Annotated in this window: 20 protein-coding genes; 9 read left to right on the forward strand and 11 right to left on the reverse strand. The window is 63.0% G+C overall.

Annotated elements, in window-relative coordinates; genetic code table 11:
• Window positions 1-11: 11 nt before the first annotated feature.
• From kdpA to BLQ92_RS25575, 6 genes are all read right to left on the reverse strand, one after another.
• Window positions 12-1,817 carry a potassium-transporting ATPase subunit KdpA gene (gene kdpA, locus BLQ92_RS25550; RefSeq protein ID WP_090688086.1) on the reverse strand — a complete coding sequence of 602 codons (1,806 nt, stop codon included), beginning with the start codon at window positions 1,815-1,817 and terminating at the stop codon, window positions 12-14.
• Window positions 1,814-1,906: a K(+)-transporting ATPase subunit F gene (gene kdpF / locus BLQ92_RS25555; RefSeq protein ID WP_063495262.1), complete on the reverse strand. Its 93-nt coding sequence runs from the start codon at window positions 1,904-1,906 to the stop codon at window positions 1,814-1,816. Before kdpF ends, kdpA begins: the two co-directional genes overlap by 4 nt.
• Window positions 1,903-2,016, reverse strand: a complete 114-nt coding sequence (locus BLQ92_RS40770) for a potassium ABC transporter ATPase (RefSeq protein ID WP_090688089.1) — start codon at window positions 2,014-2,016, stop codon at window positions 1,903-1,905. Before BLQ92_RS40770 ends, kdpF begins: the two co-directional genes overlap by 4 nt.
• A 272-nt stretch (window positions 2,017-2,288) precedes the next feature.
• A complete protein-coding gene (locus tag BLQ92_RS25565; RefSeq protein ID WP_090688093.1) occupies window positions 2,289-3,263 on the reverse strand; it encodes a quinone oxidoreductase family protein in 975 nt (324 codons plus the stop codon).
• 60 nt (window positions 3,264-3,323) lie between these two features.
• Entirely contained in the window at window positions 3,324-3,713 is a 390-nt protein-coding gene (locus BLQ92_RS25570; protein WP_090688096.1) for a methylglyoxal synthase, read from the reverse strand.
• 87 nt (window positions 3,714-3,800) lie between these two features.
• Window positions 3,801-4,580: an SDR family oxidoreductase gene (locus BLQ92_RS25575; protein ID WP_090688100.1), complete on the reverse strand. Its 780-nt coding sequence runs from the start codon at window positions 4,578-4,580 to the stop codon at window positions 3,801-3,803.
• A 243-nt stretch (window positions 4,581-4,823) separates the two neighbouring features.
• On the opposite strand from BLQ92_RS25575, the gene upp reads away from it, so the two are divergent.
• On the forward strand, window positions 4,824-5,474 hold the full coding sequence (gene upp, locus BLQ92_RS25580) for a uracil phosphoribosyltransferase (protein WP_090688103.1): 651 nt from the start codon (window positions 4,824-4,826) through the stop codon (window positions 5,472-5,474).
• Between the two features lie 53 nt (window positions 5,475-5,527).
• On the opposite strand, the gene BLQ92_RS25585 is transcribed toward upp, so the two are convergent.
• Together BLQ92_RS25585 and BLQ92_RS25590 are read right to left on the reverse strand one after the other, a co-directional pair.
• Window positions 5,528-5,950 (reverse strand): type II toxin-antitoxin system HicB family antitoxin, encoded by a 423-nt coding sequence (locus BLQ92_RS25585; RefSeq protein ID WP_090688106.1) that lies wholly within the window; start codon window positions 5,948-5,950, stop codon window positions 5,528-5,530.
• Between the two features lie 69 nt (window positions 5,951-6,019).
• A complete protein-coding gene (locus tag BLQ92_RS25590; protein WP_090688110.1) occupies window positions 6,020-6,196 on the reverse strand; it encodes a type II toxin-antitoxin system HicA family toxin in 177 nt (58 codons plus the stop codon).
• 518 nt (window positions 6,197-6,714) lie between these two features.
• Between BLQ92_RS25590 and BLQ92_RS25595 the strand changes: the two genes are divergently transcribed.
• The 8 genes from BLQ92_RS25595 (at window position 6,715) to rng (ending at window position 13,964) form a co-directional block, all read left to right on the forward strand.
• Complete coding sequence (locus BLQ92_RS25595; protein ID WP_090688115.1) at window positions 6,715-7,443, forward strand: YebC/PmpR family DNA-binding transcriptional regulator; 729 nt, start codon at window positions 6,715-6,717, stop codon at window positions 7,441-7,443.
• A gap of 144 nt (window positions 7,444-7,587) precedes the next feature.
• Window positions 7,588-8,862, forward strand: coding sequence for a phosphoribosylamine--glycine ligase (gene purD, locus BLQ92_RS25600; RefSeq protein ID WP_090688119.1), 1,275 nt, complete (start codon window positions 7,588-7,590; stop codon window positions 8,860-8,862).
• A 65-nt stretch (window positions 8,863-8,927) separates the two neighbouring features.
• The gene (gene hemF / locus BLQ92_RS25605; protein WP_090688122.1) at window positions 8,928-9,851 is read left to right on the forward strand and encodes an oxygen-dependent coproporphyrinogen oxidase; all 924 of its coding nucleotides are present in this window, start codon (window positions 8,928-8,930) and stop codon (window positions 9,849-9,851) included.
• Between the two features lie 79 nt (window positions 9,852-9,930).
• Window positions 9,931-10,638, forward strand: coding sequence for a nicotinate-nucleotide adenylyltransferase (locus BLQ92_RS25610; RefSeq protein ID WP_244106306.1), 708 nt, complete (start codon window positions 9,931-9,933; stop codon window positions 10,636-10,638).
• A 4-nt stretch (window positions 10,639-10,642) separates the two neighbouring features.
• Window positions 10,643-11,107 (forward strand): ribosome silencing factor, encoded by a 465-nt coding sequence (rsfS, locus tag BLQ92_RS25615; protein ID WP_090688130.1) that lies wholly within the window; start codon window positions 10,643-10,645, stop codon window positions 11,105-11,107.
• Window positions 11,108-11,176: 69 nt separating this feature from the next.
• On the forward strand, window positions 11,177-11,647 hold the full coding sequence (gene rlmH / locus BLQ92_RS25620) for a 23S rRNA (pseudouridine(1915)-N(3))-methyltransferase RlmH (RefSeq protein ID WP_090688133.1): 471 nt from the start codon (window positions 11,177-11,179) through the stop codon (window positions 11,645-11,647).
• A gap of 208 nt (window positions 11,648-11,855) precedes the next feature.
• The gene (locus tag BLQ92_RS25625; protein WP_090688136.1) at window positions 11,856-12,485 is read left to right on the forward strand and encodes a Maf family protein; all 630 of its coding nucleotides are present in this window, start codon (window positions 11,856-11,858) and stop codon (window positions 12,483-12,485) included.
• 9 nt (window positions 12,486-12,494) lie between these two features.
• Window positions 12,495-13,964 (forward strand): ribonuclease G, encoded by a 1,470-nt coding sequence (gene rng / locus BLQ92_RS25630; RefSeq protein ID WP_090688139.1) that lies wholly within the window; start codon window positions 12,495-12,497, stop codon window positions 13,962-13,964.
• Window positions 13,965-14,055: 91 nt separating this feature from the next.
• Here rng and BLQ92_RS25635 read toward each other — a convergent pair whose 3' ends face one another.
• From BLQ92_RS25635 to BLQ92_RS25645, 3 genes are all read right to left on the reverse strand, one after another.
• The gene (locus BLQ92_RS25635; RefSeq protein ID WP_090688142.1) at window positions 14,056-15,855 is read right to left on the reverse strand and encodes a chloride channel protein; all 1,800 of its coding nucleotides are present in this window, start codon (window positions 15,853-15,855) and stop codon (window positions 14,056-14,058) included.
• The gene (locus BLQ92_RS25640; RefSeq protein ID WP_090688144.1) at window positions 15,852-16,274 is read right to left on the reverse strand and encodes a MarR family winged helix-turn-helix transcriptional regulator; all 423 of its coding nucleotides are present in this window, start codon (window positions 16,272-16,274) and stop codon (window positions 15,852-15,854) included. The genes BLQ92_RS25635 and BLQ92_RS25640 overlap by 4 nt, the downstream gene beginning before the upstream one ends.
• 92 nt (window positions 16,275-16,366) lie before the next feature.
• On the reverse strand, window positions 16,367-17,533 hold the full coding sequence (locus tag BLQ92_RS25645) for an HPP family protein (RefSeq protein WP_175772597.1): 1,167 nt from the start codon (window positions 17,531-17,533) through the stop codon (window positions 16,367-16,369).
• Window positions 17,534-17,628 lie beyond the last annotated feature (95 nt).

Below are 17,628 nucleotides of genomic sequence, written 5' to 3' on the forward strand. Positions count from 1 at the left end.
TTTTGCCCGTTTTAGTGGCCGGCGATCATCATCAGATGTTCGACGCCGGGGCCGAGAGCGAGCGCGGGCACATAAGTCAGTGCGCCGACGAGCAGCACGGTGCCGAGCAGCAACACCACAAACAGCGGACCATGCGTAGGCAACGTGCCACCGGTGACGGCCAGGCGCTTCTTGCCTGCCAGCGAGCCGGCGATCGCCAGCACCGGCACGATCGTGCCGAAGCGGCCAAACCACATCGCAATGCCGGTCAACCAGTTGTAGAACGGCGTGCTCACCGTCAGGCCGGCAAACGCGCTACCGTTGTTGTTCGCAGCCGAGCTGAACGCGTAGAGAATTTCCGAGAAGCCGTGCGCACCTGGGTTGGCGATACCCGCCTTGCCCGCATCGGTCAGCACCGCAATCGAGGTACCCACCAGCACCAGCATCGGCGTGAGCAGCACGACGATCGACACCATCTTCATCTCATACGCTTCGATCTTCTTGCCGACATATTCAGGCGTGCGGCCGATCATCAGGCCGGCGACGAACACCGCGAGCAGAGCGAACACGAGCATGCCGTACATACCGGAGCCCACGCCGCCGAAGATCACTTCGCCCAGCTGGATCAGCAGCATCGGATACAGGCCGCCGAGCGGGGTCAGCGAGTCGTGCATTGCATCGACCGCACCGCACGATGCCGCCGTGGTGGCGACCGTGAAGATGCCGGTCTGCGCGATGCCGAAACGGGTTTCCTTGCCTTCCATGTTGCCGCCCGACTGCAGCGCGCTAGCGGACTGGTCGACGTTCAGCGAGGTCAAGGTCGGATTGCCGGCCTGCTCCGCGCTGATTTCGCCCACCACACAAGCGGTGAACGCAATCGTCATCACGGCGAGGACGGCGATACCCTGCTTGCGGTCCGCGATCATCCGACCGAACACCAGGCACAACGAAGCCGGGATGATCAGGATCGAGAGAATCTGCAGGAAGTTGCTGAACGGCGTCGGGTTCTCGTACGGGTGTGCCGAGTTAGCGTTGAAGAAGCCGCCACCGTTGGTGCCGAGCATCTTGATCGCTTCTTGCGACGCCACCGGTCCCATCGCGATGGTCTGCGTCGTCACCTTGGTGTCGACCGTCACCGCATTGCCCTTCGCGTCCTTCACCGGGTTGCCTTGCGCATCGAGCTTCGGCGCCGCATAGGTCGTGGTTTGCAGCGTCGGCACGTCCTGATACGACTTGAAGTTCTGGATCACGCCCTGGCTCATCAGCAACGCAGCGATGATGGCGGCCATCGGCACCAGCACATACAGCGTCGCACGCGTAATGTCGACCCAGAAGTTACCGATGGTTTGCGCCGAATGGCGTGCAAAACCACGGATCAAGGCGATCACGACTGCGATGGCGGTAGCTGCGGACAGGAAGTTCTGCACCGTGAAGCCGAGCATCTGCGCCAGATAGCCGGTGGTCTGTTCAGGCGTGTAATCCTGCCAGTTCGTGTTGGTCACGAAGCTCACAGCAGTATTGAAGGCGCTGTCCACCGACATCGGACCGAATTGCTGCGGATTGCCCGGCAGCCAGCCTTGAATACGCAGCAGCAGGTACAGGAACAGCGTGCCGAGCACGTTCAGCGCGATCGTAGCGATCGCGTAGTGCTTCCAGCCCATCTCGGCCGATGAATCGACGCCCGCGATGCGATACAGCAAGCGCTCGAGCGGACCGCCGAAGCGGATCACTCGAGAGGTGCCATCCATCACGCGCGTGATATAGCGCGAGACCGGCACGGCAAGTGCAAGCAGCACGACCACATAAATGACCGTTTGCAGGACATTGTTGGAGTTCATTCAATGTCCTCCGCGCGCAGCAGCGCATAGACCAGGTAAGCGAACAGCAGCGCGGTGGCCGCGCCCGATAACCACAGAATCCAGGTCATGAGCGTGCTCCCTGGCCACGCCGGAACTGCATCAACTTCTCGCAGCCGGCAATCAAAGCAAAGGTCAGCGCTGCGAATAGCACTATCCCCCCGACGTACACCACATCCATTTTGTGTTCTCCAGTAGCGGACTTTGGATGGGTAGAACGTTATGCCGAAGTGCGTAAAGGCCTGGTCAAAGGTAGTGGTAGCGGTATAAAAAACGCGTAAACAAAAAAGGCCGTTCCGGCTGGTGCGGAACGGCCTCAGGCCTGTCGGAGCTGGCGTTGCGGGAATCGAGGGGGAATCGCGCCGGCCCTGCTGCAGCGCGGAATTTTTATATGCCCGCCTGGCGTGCCTTTATTGCTCAGCTATTGGGCGGTTATGCCTCGTGATTGCACGGTTACGGTAACAGGACCGTCGAACCCGTGGTGCGGCGTGCTTCGAGTTCGGTATGCGCTTTGGCTACATCCGCGAGCGCGTAGCGCTGGTTGACGCTGGTCTTGACCTTGCCCGACACCAGCACATCGAACAGTTCGGCCGCCATCGCTTCGTAGTCGCTGCGTTTGGCGATATAGGTAAACAGCGTCGGCCGGGTAAAGAACAGCGAGCCGCGTCCGGCGAACTCCGAGGAGTCGATCGGCGGCAGCGGGCCCGACGCGTTGCCGAAGCTCACGAACATGCCGAGCGGCGCAAGGCAGTCGAGCGAGGCCGTAAAGGTATCTTTGCCGATCGAGTCGTACACCACCGGCACGCCCGCGCCATTGGTGATCTCACGCACGCGCCTGGTGAAGTTCTCGCGGGTGTAGACGATCGCATGGTCGCAGCCGTGCGCCTTGGCGATTGCCGCCTTGTCGTCCGAACCGACCGTGCCGATCACCGTCGCGCCGAGCGCTTTGGCCCACTGACACACCAGCAGGCCGACGCCGCCGGCTGCGGCCTGGATCAGGATCGTGTCGCCGGCTTTCACCCGGTACGTCCGGCGCAGCAGATACTGCGCGGTCAACCCTTGCAGCATCACTGAAGCGGCGTCTTCGTAGCTCAGCGCAGCGGGCAGCTTGACGGCCTGGACGGCCTGCAGCAGGCGTTCCTGGGCATAGGCGCCGGGCGGGCGCGCCACATAGGCGACGCGATCGCCAACCTGCAGGCCAGTTACACCCGCGCCCACCGCCGTGACCTCGCCAGCGCCCTCCATCCCCAGTCCGCCCGGCAGCGGCTGCGAGTACAAGCCGGTGCGGAAATAAACGTCGATGTAGTTCAGCCCCACCGCGTGCTGCTTGAGACGGATCTCGCCGTTGCCGGGCTCGCCTACTTCGACGTCGACCCACTTCATCACTTCGGGACCGCCGGTCTTATCGTAACGAATTGCCTTGACCATCATTGTCTCCTCCCTCGTTATTGCGTGAATGTTTTGCCCGCAGCGCCGCGCACAGCCCGCTCAGACTTTCTCCGCGAGCCGCAGCGCCAGCACATCAAGAATCATCCGCGCGGTCGAGATGTTGGTCGCGCACGGCACGTTATGGACGTCGCAGGCGCGCACCAGTGCGTTGATGTCCGGTTCGTGTGGCTGCGGCGTCATCGGGTCGCGCAGGAAGATCACCATATCGACGTGCCCCTCAGCGAGTTGGGCGCCGATCTGCAGGTCGCCGCCGTGCGGGCCGGAGAGCATTCTTTCGACATTCAGCCCATGCGCTTCTGCAATCCGCGAGCCGGTCGTGCCGGTGGCGACGATGTCGCAACGCCTGAGCGTGTCGACGTACTCGCCGGCCAGCTCGACGATGGCGTCTTTCTTATGGTCGTGCGCAATCAGCGCGATGCGGGTGGTCATTGACGTAAGACTCCAGATGCTTGGGGTGTTGTTGTGGTTATGGGGATGATGCCGTGGCCGGATGGCGCCCGCTCAGAACGTATGCGATCAAAACGTTCCCGGATAAGTGCCGCCGTCGATCAGCCAGTTCTGCCCGGTGATGTATCCAGCATGCACGCTGCACAGAAACGCGCAGGCCCGGCCGAACTCATCGCGGTTGCCCAGGCGGCCCGCCGGAATCGTCGCCGTGCGCAGCTTGCGGGCTTCCTCGACGGAGATGTGTTGCGCCTTGGCCTGAGCGTCGAAGGTGACGGCGATGCGGTCGGTGTCGAACAGTCCGGGCAGCAGGTTGTTGACCGTCACGCCGTCGCGCGCCACCTTGCGGGCGAGGCCCGCGACAAAGCCGGTCAGCCCCGAACGCGCGCCGTTCGAGAGGCCCAGCACGTCGATCGGCGCTTTCACCGCTGAACTGGTGATATTGACGATCCGGCCAAAGCCTTGTGCGCTCATATGGTCGATGGTCGAGCGGATTAGCTCGATCGGCGTCAGCATGTTGGCTTCGAGGGCGCGGATCCAGTCGTCATGGGTGAAGTTGCGGAAATCACCCGGCGGCGGCCCACCCGCGTTGTTCACGAGGATATCCGGCTGCGGACAGGCGGCGAGCGCCGCCGCGCGGCCTTCAGGCGTGGTGATGTCGCAGGCAACCGTCTTGACCTCGACGCCGCTTTGCGCGCGGATCGCGGCGGCAGTCGCCTCGAGCGTCTCAGCCGTGCGGGCGACGATCACCAGATTCACGCCCTCCGCGGCCAATGCCTCCGCGCAACCGCGGCCCAAACCCTTGCTGGCCGCGCAAACCAGCGCGGTGCGTCCTGCGATTCCCATGTCCATGTCTTTGTCCTTTTGATGTTGCGGTGTTGCGACCATGCTCGCGCTGGTCTGCGGCGGCCCGCACAGGCCCTTCCCCCCGATTCTAGAAGAATCGGTGCCCGACTGCCGCCGGCCTCGCCGCAATCTCCGGTATCTTCGGGCGGGACTTTCGGTAAACTTGCAGCCGTGGCGCGCCTGCCTGCCGGTCATTCCGGTCAAACGGGCCGCCGACCGATTCCTCTTGCCGCCGCTAGCGCCCCCGCCATGACACAGGACAGCCGTTTCCCCAATCTTTTCATCCTCGATCACCCGCTGATCCAGCACAAGCTGTCGCACATGCGCGACCGGGACACCTCGACACGCACGTTCCGCGAACTGCTGCGCGAGATCACGCTGCTGATGGGCTATGAAATCACCCGCAACCTGCCGATGACCACGCGCCGCGTCACCACCCCGCTCGTCGAGATCGACGCGCCGGTGATTGCCGGCAAAAAACTGGCGATCGTGCCGGTGCTGCGGGCCGGCATCGGCATGTCGGACGGGCTGCTGGAGCTGATTCCGTCGGCGCGCGTCGGCCATATCGGCGTGTACCGGGCGGACGACCACCGGCCGGTCGAGTATCTGGTGCGGCTGCCGGATCTGGAAGACCGGATCTTTATCCTGTGCGATCCGATGGTCGCGACCGGCTACTCGGCGGTGCACGCGGTGGACGTCTTGAAGCGCCGCGGCGTGCCGGGAGAAAGCATCATGTTCCTCGCGCTGGTGGCCGCCCCGGAAGGCGTCAAGGTGTTCCAGGACGCCCATCCGGACGTGAAACTGTACGTGGCGTCGCTGGATTCGCATCTGAACGACCACGCGTATATCGTGCCGGGCTTGGGCGATGCCGGCGACCGGCTGTTCGGGACCAAGAACTGAGATTGCAGGGCCGGCGGCGTGATGCGCACCGCGCGCCGCCGCTGGGCGACTCGTCAGGCAGGTACGATCGACAATTCGAGCCGCTTTCCCAAGGCCGCCAAGGCTGACGCGATGGTATCGATCTTGGTTACGTGCCCGAGATCGATTACGCGTTGAATATCCTGTGGACGCGTATGCAGGCGCCTCGCCAACTCTGAAGGCGACACTTTTTGCGCCAGCATTTCGTTTAGCAGCAACACCTTGGCCGCCAGGCTGGCGGGCAACTCGATCAACTCTTCGCCCCGCCGCGCCTTGGACGGCAGCGGCACACGGCGTTTGTCTTCAAAGTAAAAATCCATCGCCGTAGCCAACGCGTCGGCGGCCATGTCGCGCGCTTCTTCGAGCGTCGCTCCAGACGTCAACGCCTCGGGAACGTCGCGAAACGACACCGTAAATCCGGCTTCGTCTGCTTCGATGCGGGCGGGATAGCGAAACATAGGTAACTCTCCGTGGTCCCTTTCCGGGAAAAGCTTGGGTGGTGAGGAAGCCCCGGGTGGGGCTTGCCTTCATTTGCAGTTCAACTGTCTGAGAATTGCTCTTCGAAGCGGCTCCGATATCTCATGAGACGGATGTCTCGGCAGCGTGGTCTGCCGACCGTTCAGATACACCTTCAAATGCTTACTGCCTTGTTCGAAAGTCGCTCCCTGGTCAGCGAGCCAACGTTTGAACTCGCTTTGCTTCACCGTACCCCCGTGTCCGTGAACACATCGCCATATTAAACATAAATGTTTAATATTTCAACGACTGACGACGCTCCTCCGAGGAAGCTGAAGCATTCCCGGGTATGCCAAAAGGAATACCTTGTATGGTGATTTACCTACCCAATCCTCCCTTTTACCTACTTCTACCCCACTGCCGCCCCCCCGCGGCATGATAAAATTCGCATCCGCTCATCGAGCGGCTCAACTTGCACAATCGCCCGGCGCATCGCGCCTTTGCGGGGCCGCGCAAGCCGGCATGGCGCTTTTCACGCTTTAGCCGCCGGCGGCCAGCCTCCCCCGCCCCAACTGCGCTGCAGGCTCGCGGTTGGCGGCCAGCGGTCCGCGGGACCCAGTCCAGACCGGTCCGGTCCCGATTGCCGGGTGCTACAGGTTCAAGGTGAAAGCGGACTGACATCGAGGCGCGCCTTCGCAAGCGCCCGACATCGCAACGACAATTGCACAATGCGTGCGCCCCACTGGCGCGCGCGATGGAGAAAGGTATGGCGGGTCATTCGAAATGGGCCAACATCAAGCATAAAAAAGCAGCGGCCGATGCCAAGCGCGGCAAGGTCTGGACGCGGCTCATCAAGGAAATTCAGGTGGCCGCCCGCATGGGCGGAGGCGATATCGACTCGAACCCGCGTCTGCGGCTCGCCGTCGAAAAGGCGTATGACGCCAACATGCCGAAAGACAACGTCAACCGCGCGATCCAGCGTGGCGTAGGCGGCGTCGATGGCGCAAGCTATGAAGAAATCCGCTACGAAGGCTACGGCATCGGCGGCGCGGCAGTGATCGTCGACACCATGACGGACAACCGCACCCGCACCGTGGCGGAAGTGCGTCACGCATTCTCGAAGAACGGCGGCAACATGGGCACGGACGGCTCGGTGTCGTTCATGTTCGATCACGTCGGCCAGTTCCTGTTTGCGCCGGGCACGGCGGAAGACAAGCTGATGGAAGCGGCGCTCGAAGCCGGCGCCGACGACGTGGTGACGAACGACGACGGCAGCATTGAAGTGCTGTGCCCGCCGAACGATTTCCCGAAGGTGAAGTCCGCGCTCGAGGCCGCCGGCTTCAAGGCGGAGCTGGCTGAGGTGACGATGAAACCTCAGACGGAAGTGGAGTTCACCGGCGACGACGCAGTGAAGATGCAAAAGCTGCTCGACGCGCTCGAAAATCTCGACGACGTGCAGGAAGTCTATACAAACGCTGCGATCGCCGACGAGTAAGCGCCTCGCGGGCGCGCCTCAAGGCAGCACCCGCAGGCCCTCGCGGCAGGTAGCACGTGTCTTGCTCGCTGTCTGTTTTACGGATATCCACGGCTCGCGCTCACGCGCGGGCCGTTTATGGTTTTTAAGTCTTCGGGGAATCACATGAAGTTACTCGTCGTCGGTTCCGGCGGTCGCGAACACGCGCTCGCATGGAAGCTCGCGCAATCGCCGCGGGTCCAGCTCGTCTACGTGGCTCCAGGCAATGGCGGCACCGCCCAGGACGAGCGTCTGCGCAACGTCGACATCACCGATCCGGCTGCGCTCGCCGATTTCGTCGAGAAAGAACAGATCGCCTTCACGCTGGTCGGGCCGGAAGGGCCGCTCGCTGCCGGCATCGTCAACCTGTTCCGCTCGCGTGGCCTGAAGATTTTCGGACCCACGAAGGAAGCTGCGCAGCTCGAAAGCTCGAAAGACTTCGCCAAGGCGTTCATGAAGCGCCATGCGATTCCGACTGCCGAATACGAAACCTTCGCTGACGTCGCTGCGGCGCACGCCTACCTCGACGCCAAGGGCGCGCCGATCGTCATCAAGGCCGACGGCCTCGCCGCCGGCAAGGGCGTGGTGGTCGCGCTGACGCTCGAAGAAGCGCATGCCGCCGTAGACATGATGCTGTCGGACAACAAGCTGGGCGATGCCGGCGCGCGCGTTGTGATCGAGGAATTCCTCGCCGGCGAAGAAGCGAGCTTCATCGTGATGGTGGACGGCAAGCACGTGCTGCCGCTTGCCTCGAGCCAGGATCACAAGCGTCTGCTGGATGGCGATCAGGGCCCGAACACGGGCGGCATGGGCGCCTATTCACCCGCGCCGATCGTCACGCCGCAACTGCACGCCCGCGTGATGCGCGAAATCATTTTGCCCACCGTGCAAGGCATGGAGAAGGAAGGCATCCGCTTCACCGGTTTCCTGTACGCGGGCCTGATGATCGACGCGCACGGCAACCCGAAGACGCTCGAGTTCAACTGCCGGATGGGCGACCCGGAGACGCAGCCGATCATGGCGCGTCTGAAGGGCGACTACTCGAAGGTGGTGGAGCAGGCGATCGCCGGCACGCTCGATACGGTCGAACTGGAATGGGACCGCCGTACCGCGCTCGGCGTGGTGCTGGCCGCGCACAACTATCCGGACAGCCCGCGCAAGGGCGACCGGATCAGCGACATTCCGGCCGAAACCGACGATTCGGTGACGTTCCATGCCGGCACCACCCTGACCGACGGCAAGCTGACCACCTCGGGCGGTCGTGTGCTGTGCGTGGTCGGGCTGGCGGATTCCGTGCGTAGCGCGCAATCTGTGGCGTACGAGACCATCAACCAGATCTCGTTCGACGGCATGCAGTATCGCCACGACATCGGCTATCGGGCGCTGAACCGCAAACATTAACCGGGCCGCGCCCCAACCCGACGAACCCGCGGCGCGCCCGGCGCGCCGCCCTTGACGCAGCATTCATGACCGATTCGAACTACGACGTACAGGCTGTACGTAGCTGGCTGCAAGGCCTGCAGACGCACATCGCCGACACGCTCGGCGCGTTCGACGGCACCCCGTTCGCCACCGACGCCTGGCAACGCGCCCCCGGCGAGAAGCTGCGCGGTGGCGGCATCACGCGGATCCTGGAAGGCGGCCAGTTCTTCGAGCGCGCCGGCATCGGTTTTTCCGACGTCGCAGGCGACGCGCTGCCGGGTTCGGCAAGCGCCGCCCGCCCGCAGCTCGCCGGACGCGGCTTCGAGGCGATGGGCGTGTCGCTCGTGCTGCACCCGCACAATCCGTACTGCCCAACGGTGCATATGAACGTGCGCCTCCTGATCGCCACCAAGGCGGGTGAAGCGCCGGTGTTCTGGTTCGGCGGCGGCATGGATCTGACGCCGTACTACGGCTTCGAGGAAGACGCGCAGCATTTCCACGGCGTCTGCCGCGACGCGCTGCAACCTTACGGCGCCGAGCTGTATCCGCGCTTCAAGCGCTGGTGCGACGAGTATTTCTTCCTCAAGCACCGCAACGAAGCGCGCGGGATTGGGGGGATTTTCTTTGACGATTTCTCGGAGCCGGGCTTCGAACAATCGTTCGCGATGCTCAAAAGCGTCGGCGACGCGTTCCTCAAAGCGTACCTGCCGATCATCGAAAAGCGCCGCAGCATGCCGTACGGCGAGGCTGAACGTGATTTCCAGGCGTACCGGCGTGGCCGCTACGTCGAGTTCAACCTGGTCTTCGACCGTGGCACACTGTTTGGGCTGCAGAGCGGCGGACGCACCGAGTCGATCCTGATGTCGATGCCGCCTGTGGTGAACTGGCGCTACAACTGGCAGCCGCAGCCGGGCACGCCCGAAGCGCGCCTTTATAGCGATTTTCTCGTGCCGCGCGAGTGGGTTTGAAGGCACTGAAGGCTCTGCGGGCCTCGCCCGCGAGCCAACCGAGCCACCCGCTGGCGCCGTCACGACAAAGGATTCTCACCTGAACGCGAACGCTCACCCCGTTGCCCTGCCCCGCCGGATCGGCCTGCTGGGCGGCACTTTCGACCCGATCCACGACGGCCATCTGGCGCTTGCGCGCCGCTTCGCCGAGGTGCTGAACCTGACCGAGCTGGTGCTGCTGCCAGCCGGCCAGCCCTGGCAGAAACCGGAAGTCTCGCCGGCCGCCGACCGCCTCGCGATGACCCGCGCCGCGGCCGGCTCGCTGGAACTGCCGGGCGTGAAGGTGAGCGTCGCCACCGACGAGATCGAACACGAGGGTCCCACCTACACGGTCGAGACCCTGCAACGCTGGCGCGAACGTGAGGGTCCAAAGGTGTCGCTGTCCATGCTGATGGGCGCCGACCAGCTCGTGCATCTGGACACCTGGCGCGAATGGCGCCGTTTGTTCGAGTTCGCGCATATCTGCGCGGCGACCCGTCCCGGCTTCGAGCTCGCCTCGATTCCGCCGGTTGTCGCCGCCGAGATCGCCGCACGTCAGGCTCGCGCCGACGTGTTGCAAGCAACACCCTGTGGTCATCTGCTGATCGATACCACGCTGGCCTTCGACGTTTCGGCCACCGATATCCGTGCGCATCTGCGCGAACGTCTTGCCCAGCATGCCGGCGGCCAGCAACAGAACGAGGCCGCGAGCCATGTCCCCACTGCGGTGTGGGACTATATTCTTCAACATCATCTGTACCACCGGTAACCCTATGGATATTCGCAAACTGCAACGCGCGATCGTCGACGCCCTCGAAGACGTGAAAGCGCAAGACATCAAGGTGTTCAACACCAGCCACCTGACCGGACTGTTCGACCGCGTGATCGTCGCCTCCGGCACCTCGAACCGCCAGACCAAGGCGCTCGCATCCAGCGTGCGCGAAAAGGTCAAGGAATCGGGCGGCGAGATCATCAGCACGGAAGGTGAAGACGTGGGCGAATGGGTGCTGGTCGATTGCGGCGACGCAGTCGTGCACATCCTGCAACCGGCGCTGCGCCAGTACTACAACCTCGAAGAAATCTGGGGCGACAAGCCGGTGCGCATCAAGCTGACGAGTTCGAGCCCGTTCGGCGGCGCCCGCGCCAGCGAGCCGCTCGACGAGGACGAGGAAGACGAGGAACCGGCTGCCAAGCCTGCGCGCAAGACGCCGGCACGCCGTCGCTCGCCTGGTCAATAAGCGCGTCGATCAGCACGTGAGCGGTTTTCCGTACACAACGTTGACCTACCGCACGCGATTGCATCCGCGATGAAGCTCCATATCCTCGCTGTCGGCCACAAGATGCCGGACTGGATCGCCACCGGCTTTGACGAGTACGCCAAGCGCATGCCGCCCGAGCTGCGCATCGAACTGCGTGAGATCAAGCCCGAGCAGCGTTCGTCGGGGCGGCCAGCCGAGAGCGTGATGGCGGCTGAGCGCGTGAAGATCGAAGCCGCGTTGCCGAAGAACGCGCGCATCGTCGCGCTCGACGAACGTGGCAAGGATTGGACCACCATGCAGCTCGCCACCGCCCTGCCCGGCTGGCAGCAGGACGGGCGCGACGTGGCATTCCTGATCGGCGGGGCCGACGGGCTCGATCCCGACCTCAAGTCGCGCGCCGACATGCTGCTGCGCGTCTCCAGCCTGACGCTGCCGCACGCCATGGTGCGCGTGCTGCTTGCCGAACAGCTTTACCGCGCGTGGACCATCACGCAAAATCACCCCTATCATCGCGTGTGAGCGCGCGACGCCGCTGACATCCTGACCGCCTGCGGCCGCTGAATGCCGTGGCGCGTCTTGGGTTTAGCGCCTCGTGTCTTGCAGTTCGTCGCCACACGCCCGTGCGCGGCGAGCAGACGCGCTGCTCCAAATGTGCCTGTGAGGTGCGCCTTTTTGCGCACCTCATGCGCGCGCATCCTTCACGCAACACGCCTTACCGAGACCCTTTATGGCAACGCCCGCTGCTGCACTGCATCCGTTCGTCTACCTTGCCTCCCAAAGTCCGCGCCGCCGGGAGTTGCTGCAACAGCTCGGCGTACGCTACGAACTGCTGCTGCCGCGTCCCGACGAGGACGCCGAAGCGCTCGAAGCGGAATTGCCCGGCGAGCTCGCACACGACTATGTAGTACGGGTATGCGAAGCCAAGGCACTGGCCGCGCGTGCACGGCTTGTCGCCGGTGGCCACATCGAGGCGCCCATCCTGGTTGCGGACACAACCGTCACGATCGATGATGCGATCCTCGGCAAGCCCGCCGACGCCGACGATGCCATCGCCATGCTCACGCGCCTCGCCGGACGCGAACACGAAGTGCTGACGGCGCTCGCGGTCGTCGACGCCGATGGCAAGCTGCTGCCCACGGCCCTGTCGGTGTCGCGAGTGCGTTTTGCTGCAGTGCAAGCGAGCGCACTGCAACGCTATGTCGCAAGCGGCGAGCCGCTCGGCAAAGCAGGCGCCTATGGCGTGCAAGGGCGCGCGGCGGAGTTTATCGAGCGTATCGAGGGGTCCTATTCAGGTATCATGGGTTTGCCTCTTTTTGAAACCGCTGCACTCCTGCGTGCAGCGCGCCTCGACTTCTAGAACAACACCATGAATGAAGAAATCCTGATCAATGTCACGCCGCAGGAAACGCGCGTCGCGCTGGTCCAGCAAGGCGCCGTCCAGGAACTTCACGTCGAACGCACCCTGTCGCGCGGGCGCGTCGGCAATGTCTATCTCGGCAAGGTGGTTCGCGTGTTGCCGGGCATGCAGTCGGCCTTTATCGATATCGGCCTCGAGCGCGCCGCGTTCCTGCACGTCGCCGATATCTGGCACCCGCGTCTTGCCGGAGAGCCGCAGCATCAGGCCACCCATCAGCCGATCGAGAAGATCGTCTTCGAAGGCCAGACCTTGATGGTTCAGGTCGTCAAAGACCCGATCGGCACCAAGGGCGCGCGGCTGTCCACCCAGGTGAGCATCGCCGGACGCACGCTGGTCTATCTGCCGCAGGAACCGCATATCGGCATTTCGCAGAAGATCGAAAGCGAAGCCGAGCGTGAAGCGATCCGCGCGCGCCTGACTGCCGTGCTGCCCGCTGACGAGAAAGGCGGTTATATCGTGCGCACGATTGCCGAAGATGCCACCAGCGAGGAGCTGGCCGGCGACGTGGCCTATCTGCGCAAGACGTGGGCGACCATCGTTTCGCAGGGCCAGCGCATGCCGCCCACGAGTCTGCTGTATCAGGACCTGAACCTGGCGCAACGCGTGCTGCGCGACTTCGTCAATGACGAGACCACGCGCATCCAGGTCGATTCGCGCGAGACGTTTCAGATGCTGTCCGATTTCGCGGCGGAGTTTACGCCGGCGGTGTCGTCGAAGCTGCATCACTACACCGGCGAGCGGCCCCTCTTCGATCTGTACAACATCGAAACGGAAATTCAGCGGGCCTTGTCGCGGCGTGTCGATCTGAAGTCGGGTGGGTACCTCGTGATCGACCAGACCGAGGCGATGACGACCATTGACGTGAACACCGGCGGCTACGTCGGTGCGCGCAATTTCGACGATACGATCTTCAAGACCAACCTCGAAGCGGCGCATACGATCGCCCGGCAATTGCGGCTGCGCAATCTGGGCGGCGTGATCATTATCGACTTCATCGATATGGAGAACACCGAGCATCGCGATCAGGTGCTCGGCGAGTTGAAGAAGGCGTTGTCACGCGATCGTACGCGGGTGACGGTGAATGGTTTCTCGCAGCTTGGGCTAGTGGAGATGACGCGCAAGCGGACCCGTGAGTCGCTCGCGCATGTGCTGTGCGAGCCCTGCCCGGTGTGCCAGGGTAAGGGGCAGGTGAAGACGGCGCGCACGGTGTGCTACGACGTGCTGCGTGAGATTCTGCGCGAGTCGCGCCAGTTCAATCCGCGCGAGTTCCGCGTGGTGGCTTCGCAGCAGGTGATCGATCTGTTCCTCGAAGAGGAATCGCAGCATCTGGCGATGTTGATCGATTTCATCGGCAAGCCGGTGTCGTTGCAGGTGGAGTCGAATTTGAGCCAGGAGCAGTACGATATTGTCTTGATGTAGTCCTGGTCGCGCTGCGCGGTCCAGTTGCGCGCATGATCTGCCGGCAATGACGGATCAGCGCGCTGACCCACTCACCCGGGATCTACCCTGTTCATCCTGTCCGCCGCACCGGCGGGAAGCGCTTTGTGTTCCGGTTAAACGTGACGCGCCGGAACCGCTCTTTCTTGTGCTCTTCGTCAAAATGCGCAAGAGACGGCTTGATCAGATCGCTTCGCGAAACGATCCCTATCAGCCGCAAAGTCTCCTTGTCGGCCACAACGGGCACCCGCTCAAGACCGTGGACCGCGAGCCGCGTGGCGATCAACCTGCAGGTCTCATCGGGCAAGGCGACAACCGGCGCGCTGCCGATGAACACGTCAGCTATGCGCGAGTCGAGTGTCAAGGCAGTTCCTTCGTCACGAAAACGCTCGAGCCCGGCGCGATCGACCATGCCAATCACCAAGCCATCCTTGACCGCCGGATAGGCCCGATGCGTTTGTGTGGTGCCAAAGAAGGTCGCCAGCGCCTCACTCACCGGCAGATTGGCGTCGATGGTCTCGACGGAACTGGACATCACCTCGTCGACGTAATGCCGCTCGAGCGGATCGACGCCATACTCACGGTAGATGTGATAACCACGACGAGCGATCTTCTCCGTCATGATGGAGCGCCGCATCACCACCGTGGCAAAACCATGCGCCACCAACGTAGCCGCAAGGAGCGGCAACAACGCGTTGCTATCGTGCGTCAGGCCAAATGCGAAGACGATAGCCGTGAGCGGCGCGCCAAGAGTTGCACCCAGCATTGCCGCCATGCAGACCAGCGGCCACAGCGCCGGTTCACCACCTGGCAGCACGTGGCTGAGCACGGTACCAAGTCCCGCACCCAGCATAAGCAGCGGAGCGAGCACCCCACCCGAGGTGCCGGAACCCAGCGCCACCACCCAGATAATCGCTTTCACAATCAGGATCGCGACAGTGACCTGCAACAAAATATGTTGGTGCAGCAAGTCACCGATCACGTCATAACCCACGCCGAGCGCACGCGGCTCGATAAACCCGCCGATCCCCACCACAAGGCCACCCAGCGCGGGCCACCACATCCAGTGAATGGGCAGCTTGCCGAACAGATCCTCGGTCTTGTACAGCGCCGCGGACAGGCCTGAAGCCAGTGCGCCGCTCAGCAGCCCAGCAATCACGCACGACACGAGCGACAGCGCATCAGGCGGCGCCGTTTCGAGGGGAAACAGCGGACCCGTGCCAAAGAATGCAGCGCGCGCAAAACCCGCAACCGCACAGGCCAATGCGACTGGCAAGAAGCTGCGCGGCCGCCATTCGAACAACAGCAGTTCAACCGCCAGCAACACCGCCGCCACGGGCGTACCGAAGACGGCCGTCATACCGGCAGCAGCGCCCGCTACCAGCAACGTCTTGCGTTCCGCCGACGTGACCTTCACACATTGCGCGATCAGCGAACCAAGCGCACCGCCGGTCATGATGATCGGGCCTTCAGCGCCAAACGGTCCGCCACTGCCGATCACAATGCCGGACGACAGCGGCTTCAAAATCGCGACTTTCGGCGACATGCGGCTCTTGCCGAACAGGATGGCTTCGATCGCTTCCGGGATACCGTGACCGCGGATTTTCTGCGAACCGTAGCGCGCCATCAGACCCACAATCAGGCCACCTGCCACCGGTATCAGGATCACCCATGCGCCGAGTGTGTTCAGCGCCGGCGAGCGATCCGCGAACGAAAACGAACCGAAGAAAAACAGGTTCGTGAACAGATGGATCAGGCTGAGCAGCACGAACGCCGCAAGGGTGCTGAGTGCACCAATCCCCGCCGCAAGCATGGAGATTCCAGGAAGTCGCGCGTTAGACGAGAAGTCGCGCTTATGGGTGTCGTGGTTCATGATTCGTCAACGTCGATCCGGGGAACGTTAAAGGCGCCTTCGAGAGACTTCAGTTCGGCACGATGCATTTCAGCGAGGCGGGACAGCACCTGCTCGCCCGCTTTCAGCAGATGCACCTCAACCTGGCGGCGATCGGCCTCGCTGATCCTGCGCTGGACCAGATCAAGCGCCTCGCAACGGGACACCAGCGCAACCACCCCGTGATGCTGGGACTGCAGGCGCTCGGCGAGCTCTCCGATAGTCGCCCAGTCGCGGTCCGGATATCCCTTGATGTGCAGCAGCAACAGATACTGCAGAGGTGTAATCCCTTCGCCCTGCGCGGCCTGCTCGGAAAAACGTTCAAAGCGTCGCATCTGATAGCGAAACTCGGACAGTTGCTCGAAGTCCGTCTTGGTCAAGCCGCGCTTGAGTGTTTTCATCGGAGTTCCGTCACGATGGGGAAAGGCCAATTATATCACTTTGTGATATTTATACCCGCGTCCACGTTTGACCGGAGGAACAGAGGCCGCACCTACGCTGCGCGTCGCGGCTCGGTATATGACTGGCGGTACAGGCCAGCGATCAGATCCGCCTCGGTGATCATCCCGGTGAGACGTTCCTCGGCATCCAGCACCGGAATATGGTGATGCCCGTCATTGGCAAACAGGGGCAACAGTTCCACGAACGATGTCGTCATCGCAACAGTACGCACGTCGGGGTTCATCAGTGCACCGACGACTGGCGCCGAGTGCATCGCTGGCTTGAACCAGTGATGCAACAGATACGGCAGAACGGACACGCTCCCAAGGTCCTGTCTGTCGACGAGATCAGTCCGCGTCACAATGCCGATCACGCGCCGGTTCGCATCAATGACAGGGAGCGCCTTGATGCTGCGCTGCTTCAGCAGACCCCATGCCTCAGAAGCCCGCGTCGTCGCCGACACGGCGACCACAGGGCTCGACATGATGTCTGCGCAGGTCAGCTGGCCAACCGTGCGGGCGTAGGCCTGCAACTGGACATCGAGCAACAGCGATTCGAGATCGTCGAGATCGATGTCCAGCAATTCACCGCGCCGATTCAGCACCGCCTCGAGGTCCGCGCGCGTAAAACCTTCCTTGGGCGCCGCTTGAGATCCTGCCGGACGCTTGCCTGGGCTCTGCTGTGCGACGTGCGGATAACGATGCCCTGTGACCGCGTGGTACACGATCGCGACAATCAGAAGCGCTGCGGACTGCATAGCAATTGGTTCAGCGACAAAGCGGTACCCCAAAGCATGTACGGCTGGACCACCGAGAACCGCAGTCAACGCAACCGCACCTGACGGCGGGTGAACACAGCGCAGCGCAAACATCACGCAGATCGCAAGCGCGACGGCGAGCGCGGCGGCGCTGACCGGATCGCCGATCCAGCGCGCGCACGCAACGCCGACCGTTGCCGAGACGAGATTACCGCCAATGATGGACCACGGTTGTGCGAGCGGACTTGCAGGAACCGCAAACAGCAGCACGGCCGACGCGCCCATTGGCGCTACGAGCAGCGGGATGCTTGCGGCCGGTCCGAGCACGAAGTGCATGGTCCCGCCGGTAAACGCTATCCCGAGCAAAGCACCGAGGCACGATCTCAGGCGTTCCGGCCAGCGGATCGCGATGGGACTGGGAACGAAGCTGGAAAACCAGCGAACCACCGCATAGAAGGACAAGATCGGACCAGGACTGTGGATTAATAGCATGACGCGGGACGGGACCAAACGTTAAGGTCAAACCCTCCCAAGGCGAACGAATGTGTTGTCGCGAC

Origin of the sequence: Paraburkholderia phenazinium (assembly GCF_900100735.1) — a bacterium.
Lineage (GTDB): Bacteria > Pseudomonadota > Gammaproteobacteria > Burkholderiales > Burkholderiaceae > Paraburkholderia > Paraburkholderia phenazinia.

Excerpts from the sequence above, each read along its gene's own strand:
- kdpA (WP_090688086.1), bottom strand. The coding sequence starts at position 1,817 with ATGAACTCCAACAATGTCCTGCAAACGGTCATTTATGTGGTCGTGCTG.
- kdpF (WP_063495262.1), bottom strand. The coding sequence starts at position 1,906 with ATGACCTGGATTCTGTGGTTATCGGGCGCGGCCACCGCGCTGCTGTTC.
- BLQ92_RS40770 (WP_090688089.1), bottom strand. The coding sequence starts at position 2,016 with ATGGATGTGGTGTACGTCGGGGGGATAGTGCTATTCGCAGCGCTGACC.
- BLQ92_RS25565 (WP_090688093.1), bottom strand. The coding sequence starts at position 3,263 with ATGGTCAAGGCAATTCGTTACGATAAGACCGGCGGTCCCGAAGTGATG.
- BLQ92_RS25570 (WP_090688096.1), bottom strand. The coding sequence starts at position 3,713 with ATGACCACCCGCATCGCGCTGATTGCGCACGACCATAAGAAAGACGCC.
- BLQ92_RS25575 (WP_090688100.1), bottom strand. The coding sequence starts at position 4,580 with ATGGACATGGGAATCGCAGGACGCACCGCGCTGGTTTGCGCGGCCAGC.
- upp (WP_090688103.1), top strand. The coding sequence starts at position 4,824 with ATGACACAGGACAGCCGTTTCCCCAATCTTTTCATCCTCGATCACCCG.
- BLQ92_RS25585 (WP_090688106.1), bottom strand. The coding sequence starts at position 5,950 with ATGTTTCGCTATCCCGCCCGCATCGAAGCAGACGAAGCCGGATTTACG.
- BLQ92_RS25595 (WP_090688115.1), top strand. The coding sequence starts at position 6,715 with ATGGCGGGTCATTCGAAATGGGCCAACATCAAGCATAAAAAAGCAGCG.
- purD (WP_090688119.1), top strand. The coding sequence starts at position 7,588 with ATGAAGTTACTCGTCGTCGGTTCCGGCGGTCGCGAACACGCGCTCGCA.
- hemF (WP_090688122.1), top strand. The coding sequence starts at position 8,928 with ATGACCGATTCGAACTACGACGTACAGGCTGTACGTAGCTGGCTGCAA.
- rsfS (WP_090688130.1), top strand. The coding sequence starts at position 10,643 with ATGGATATTCGCAAACTGCAACGCGCGATCGTCGACGCCCTCGAAGAC.
- rlmH (WP_090688133.1), top strand. The coding sequence starts at position 11,177 with ATGAAGCTCCATATCCTCGCTGTCGGCCACAAGATGCCGGACTGGATC.
- BLQ92_RS25625 (WP_090688136.1), top strand. The coding sequence starts at position 11,856 with ATGGCAACGCCCGCTGCTGCACTGCATCCGTTCGTCTACCTTGCCTCC.
- rng (WP_090688139.1), top strand. The coding sequence starts at position 12,495 with ATGAATGAAGAAATCCTGATCAATGTCACGCCGCAGGAAACGCGCGTC.
- BLQ92_RS25635 (WP_090688142.1), bottom strand. The coding sequence starts at position 15,855 with ATGAACCACGACACCCATAAGCGCGACTTCTCGTCTAACGCGCGACTT.
- BLQ92_RS25640 (WP_090688144.1), bottom strand. The coding sequence starts at position 16,274 with ATGAAAACACTCAAGCGCGGCTTGACCAAGACGGACTTCGAGCAACTG.